Below are 4039 nucleotides of genomic sequence, written 5' to 3' on the forward strand. Positions count from 1 at the left end.
GTCGCCGGCCGGCGAACTGCCGCTGCGCGTGCACCGCGCTAGCGAGGGCATGGTGATGGTCGAGGACGGCACCGCCGGCCTGGTCGGCCTGCTTGGCGTCGAAGGGTTTGCGGTCGAAACCCATGGCGACATAAAAGCCGTGCTGTGGGGCAAGCTGCTGATGAATTTGAACAACGCGCTGGTGGCGCTTTCCGGCCTGCCGCTGGCAACCGAACTGGCCGACCGGCGCTGGCGGCTGATCCTGGCCAGCCAGATCGACGAGGCCCTGAGAGCGATGAGAGCGTCCGGCATCGAGCCGGCGCGGATCGCCGGCCTGCGGCCGGCGTTGCTGCCGAAGGTGCTCAGGCTGCCGGACTGGCTGTTCAAGCTGCTGGCGCGGCGCTTGCTGGCGATCGACCTGCAGGCGCGCTCGTCTATGTGGGACGATCTGCAGCGCGGCCGGCCGACGGAGATCGACGACTTGCAGGGCGCCATCCTGCGGCTGGCGGAAAAAGCCGGCACGCCCCTGCCGACGGTCCAGCGGATCACCGCTTTGGTGCGCGCAGCGGAAGCGGAGCGGCTTGGCTCGCCGGGCCTGGCGCCGGAGCAGGTTGTTGCACCGGCCGGCCGTCGATCAACGTGATCTTCTGCCAGATTTTCCGCGACAGGTTGGATGCCAGGTTCTCGATGTCGTTGACGCCGTCGATGACCACGTCGTCATTGACCGACTGCGCGAAGAGCGCTGCGATCTTGCCGGTGATCGACAGCATTTCGGAGCAATAGTCGAGGTAACGCGCCAGGTCGGCGGCATTGGTGATACGGGCCGGCGAGTGCGCCGTCGGCTTGAAATCGGCCGAAAGGGCTGCCGGATCCTTGGTCAGCTGGTGCATGTCGATGACATGGATCAGCGAACGCAGGCCGTGCAGCTGGCGAAACACCCTTTTGCGCTTGATGCGCTCCTCGGTGCGGATCAGAGCAAGCAAGCCCAACACAGCCAGTATGACGGTGTTGATCGAAGCCTCTATGCCTTGCACCGACTGCAGGGCATCGTGGGTTCCCGAAATGCGGTCGATCGGCAAGATGGTACCGACGAACAGGAACACCAGCACACCCGTGACGAAGGCGGCGACGATGAGCCCGCGCAGCCACCAGATCGGTGCTTCGAGCACCTTGGCCGCCTTGGCCAGATCGCGCGACAGCGAGACCAGTTCGGCGGCGACGCCACGCAATCCCGCTTCAGGGAAACGGTCGGCGATCCGCTCTTCCAGCCGCTCGGCGGTTTCGACGATCAGTTTCGGATCAAGCGTGCGGTAGCGCATGTCCGATCGGCCCTCAGGATTGTTCCGGCTCGTTGGTGCGCCGGCCATAGCGGTTGGGTCCAGGCTGCCCTGGAAACAGGCACAACACAAGGAAGGCGACGATCGAGACCACCGGCACGAACAGGATCAGCGCGGCAATGCCCGGCTTGTCCAAATCGTGCAGCCGCTTCACCGCCAGGGCGATGTTCGACCACAGCGAGGCGATGAAGGCGACGAAGAAGATGAACGACCACATGTTGCTCTCGGCCGAACCTTCCGGCACCAGCGTGAAGCGGTAGAGCGGGAAGGCCTGGATGATGGCGACGAGCAACCCGCCAAGAAAATAGGCCGCGCGACTGACGCGGCCCGAGGTTTTGAAGAAAAGCCAGGTGAGATCTGATCTGTCAGGCAAGCGGGTCCGGTCCATATTGATTGGCGCCTCTGGCGCCTTCGAGAATGCCGCATTCCACCAGAAACCAGATCGGGCCGATGAGCGGCACCAGCATGATTAGGCTCCACCAGCCCGACTTGCCGCGATCATGCCAGCGCTTGGCGTAGACTGCGAGCGCGAAATAGATCGAGACCAGAGCGATGAGAATGCCGATGATGCCGATCTGGGCGCCACTGGCGGTGGTGAGACGTGTACCGAGGATCGCATCGAGAATGAAGGCAACGATACCAATGACGATGAAAACGCCAATCGCGGCCCAGAACTTGCCACGGTTGATGCGACCATCAAAACTTGTGAGCAGATACTTCCAGTCCATGTCACCCCTCCATCTTGAACCAGCGCGACCGATTGTCGCGCCGGCGGAAGGTGCGCTCGCTTTGCGCAAAGATCAATCGCGCAGCAATTCGTTGATCGAGGTTTTGGAGCGGGTCTTGGCGTCGACACGCTTGACGATGACGGCGCAGTAAAGGTTGGGACCCGGCTCGCCGTTCGGAAAGGGCTTGCCCGGCATCGTTCCGGCGACGACGACGGAATTGGGCGGCACTTCGCCATAGAAGATCTCGCCGGTGGCGCGGTCGACGATCTTGGTCGACTGGCCGATGAAGACGCCCATGCCGAGCACCGAGCCTTCGCGCACGATGCAGCCCTCGACCACCTCCGAACGCGCGCCGATAAAACAATTGTCCTCGATGATGGTCGGGCCGGCCTGCATCGGCTCCAGCACGCCGCCGATGCCGACGCCGCCGGACAGATGCACGTTCTTACCGATCTGGGCGCAGGAGCCGACCGAGGCCCAGGTGTCGACCATGGTGCCGCTGTCGACATACGCGCCGACATTGACGAAGGACGGCATCAGCACGGCGCCCGGTGCGACATAGGCCGAACGGCGCACGACCGACGACGGCACGGCTCGGAAGCCCGCCTTTTCGAAATCGACGGCACTCCAGCCGTCGAACTTCGACGGCACCTTGTCCCACCACACCGCCTCGCCGGGTCCCCCCTTGATGATCTCCATCGGGTTGAGCCGGAACGACAACAGCACGGCCTTCTTCAGCCACTGGTTGACATGCCACTTGCCGTCGGCCTGCCGCTCGGCGACGCGGACGGCGCCGCGGTCGAGCAGATCGAGCGCCGACTGGATGGCGTCGCGCGTTTCGCCGCGCGTTGCCGTCGAAATCGCGTCGCGTTCCTCGAAGGCCTTCTCGATGGTCTTTTCGAGGCTCGCCAGATCGGGCTTCGACATGAATTCGCTCCATTACCAAGCTGTTAAGGGGCAACGCCTTAACCTGTTTTGAAAGTCGCGCGGACCCCTTGGCAGGCTTTGCCTGCCTGGATCTTCGCATGTAGCAGGTTCTTGTCACAAAACCGCAGGACACTTTTGCGGAACCTGCTTATGTGAAGCCTTGGTGAGGGTCAATCGCGGCTGCGTCATGGGGCGGCGCAAGTGAAGAATTTGGACGGGTAGAGCATATGACACCTATGGAAAAGGCGGGCTGGACGCCACTGCCGCATTCGGACGAGGATCTGGAGCGGTCGAAGAGTGTGCCGGATACGCCGCAGACGCGTGCCGAAACCTACCGGCTCGCCTGGAACGATCCCGACTTCATGACGCGGCGCGAGTTGCGCGCGGTCCGGCTGCAGCTTGAACTCCTGAAACCGGAAATGATCCTGGCCGAACGCGGCATCCGTTCGACGGTGATCCTGTTCGGCGGCGCGCGCCTGCCGGAACCCGGCGGCGAGGCCTGGGCGGCCAAGAACGAGACGCAGAAGAAGAACCTCGAGGAAAACAGCAAATACTATGAGGAGGCGCGGAAATTCGCCCGCCTCTGCTCGCAGCAGTCGGCTACCTCCTATTACCGCGAATATGTCGTGGTGACCGGTGGCGGGCCCGGCGTGATGGAAGCGGGAAACCGCGGCGCCGACGATGTCGGCGCGCCGTCGATCGGCCTCAACATCGTCCTGCCGCACGAGCAGGCGCCGAACATCTATGTGACGCCGGAGCTCTGCTTCAACTTCCATTATTTTGCTATCCGCAAGATGCATTTCGTCATGCGCGCCAAGGCGGTCGCGGTGTTTCCGGGCGGCTTCGGCACGATGGATGAATTCTTCGAGACGCTGACCCTGATCCAGACAGGGCGCATGGAGCGCGTGCCGGTGATCCTGTTCGGCAAATCCTTCTGGAAGCGGGCGATCAATCTCGATTTTCTCGCCGAGCAGGGCACGATCAGCCCCGGCGATCAGGACATCATCGACTTCGTCGACACCGCCGACGAAGCCTGGGGGATCATCAGCCGGTTCTACAAGTTAGGGG

The 4039-nt window shown here is 63.0% G+C and carries 6 protein-coding genes; 2 read left to right on the forward strand and 4 right to left on the reverse strand.

Features of this window, described 5'->3' with window-relative positions; translation table 11 throughout:
• Positions 1-622, forward strand: a 622-nt coding sequence (locus tag EN964_RS27470) for a ketopantoate reductase C-terminal domain-containing protein (protein WP_281059573.1), incomplete at its 5' end; no start/stop codon positions are given.
• Here EN964_RS27470 and EN964_RS27475 read toward each other — a convergent pair.
• From EN964_RS27475 to dapD, 4 genes are all read right to left on the reverse strand, one after another.
• A complete protein-coding gene (locus EN964_RS27475; RefSeq protein WP_127272696.1) occupies positions 525-1298 on the reverse strand; it encodes a hypothetical protein in 774 nt (257 codons plus the stop codon). The two genes, EN964_RS27470 and EN964_RS27475, sit on opposite strands and share 98 nt — an antisense overlap.
• 13 nt (positions 1299-1311) lie before the next feature.
• Positions 1312-1689, reverse strand: coding sequence for a DUF805 domain-containing protein (locus EN964_RS27480; RefSeq protein WP_023810766.1), 378 nt, complete (start codon positions 1687-1689; stop codon positions 1312-1314).
• Positions 1682-2044 (reverse strand): DUF805 domain-containing protein, encoded by a 363-nt coding sequence (locus EN964_RS27485; protein ID WP_127269740.1) that lies wholly within the window; start codon positions 2042-2044, stop codon positions 1682-1684. Before EN964_RS27485 ends, EN964_RS27480 begins: the two co-directional genes overlap by 8 nt.
• A 72-nt stretch (positions 2045-2116) precedes the next feature.
• Complete coding sequence (gene dapD, locus EN964_RS27490) at positions 2117-2971, reverse strand: 2,3,4,5-tetrahydropyridine-2,6-dicarboxylate N-succinyltransferase (RefSeq protein ID WP_127269742.1); 855 nt, start codon at positions 2969-2971, stop codon at positions 2117-2119.
• Positions 2972-3198: 227 nt separating this feature from the next.
• Here dapD and EN964_RS27495 point away from each other — a divergent pair.
• The coding region (locus tag EN964_RS27495; RefSeq protein WP_206528765.1) for an LOG family protein at positions 3199-4039 on the forward strand (841 nt) is incomplete at its 3' end.

The sequence above is a fragment of the Mesorhizobium sp. M7A.F.Ca.CA.001.10.2.1 genome (assembly GCF_003998575.1).
In the GTDB taxonomy this organism is placed as follows: domain Bacteria; phylum Pseudomonadota; class Alphaproteobacteria; order Rhizobiales; family Rhizobiaceae; genus Mesorhizobium.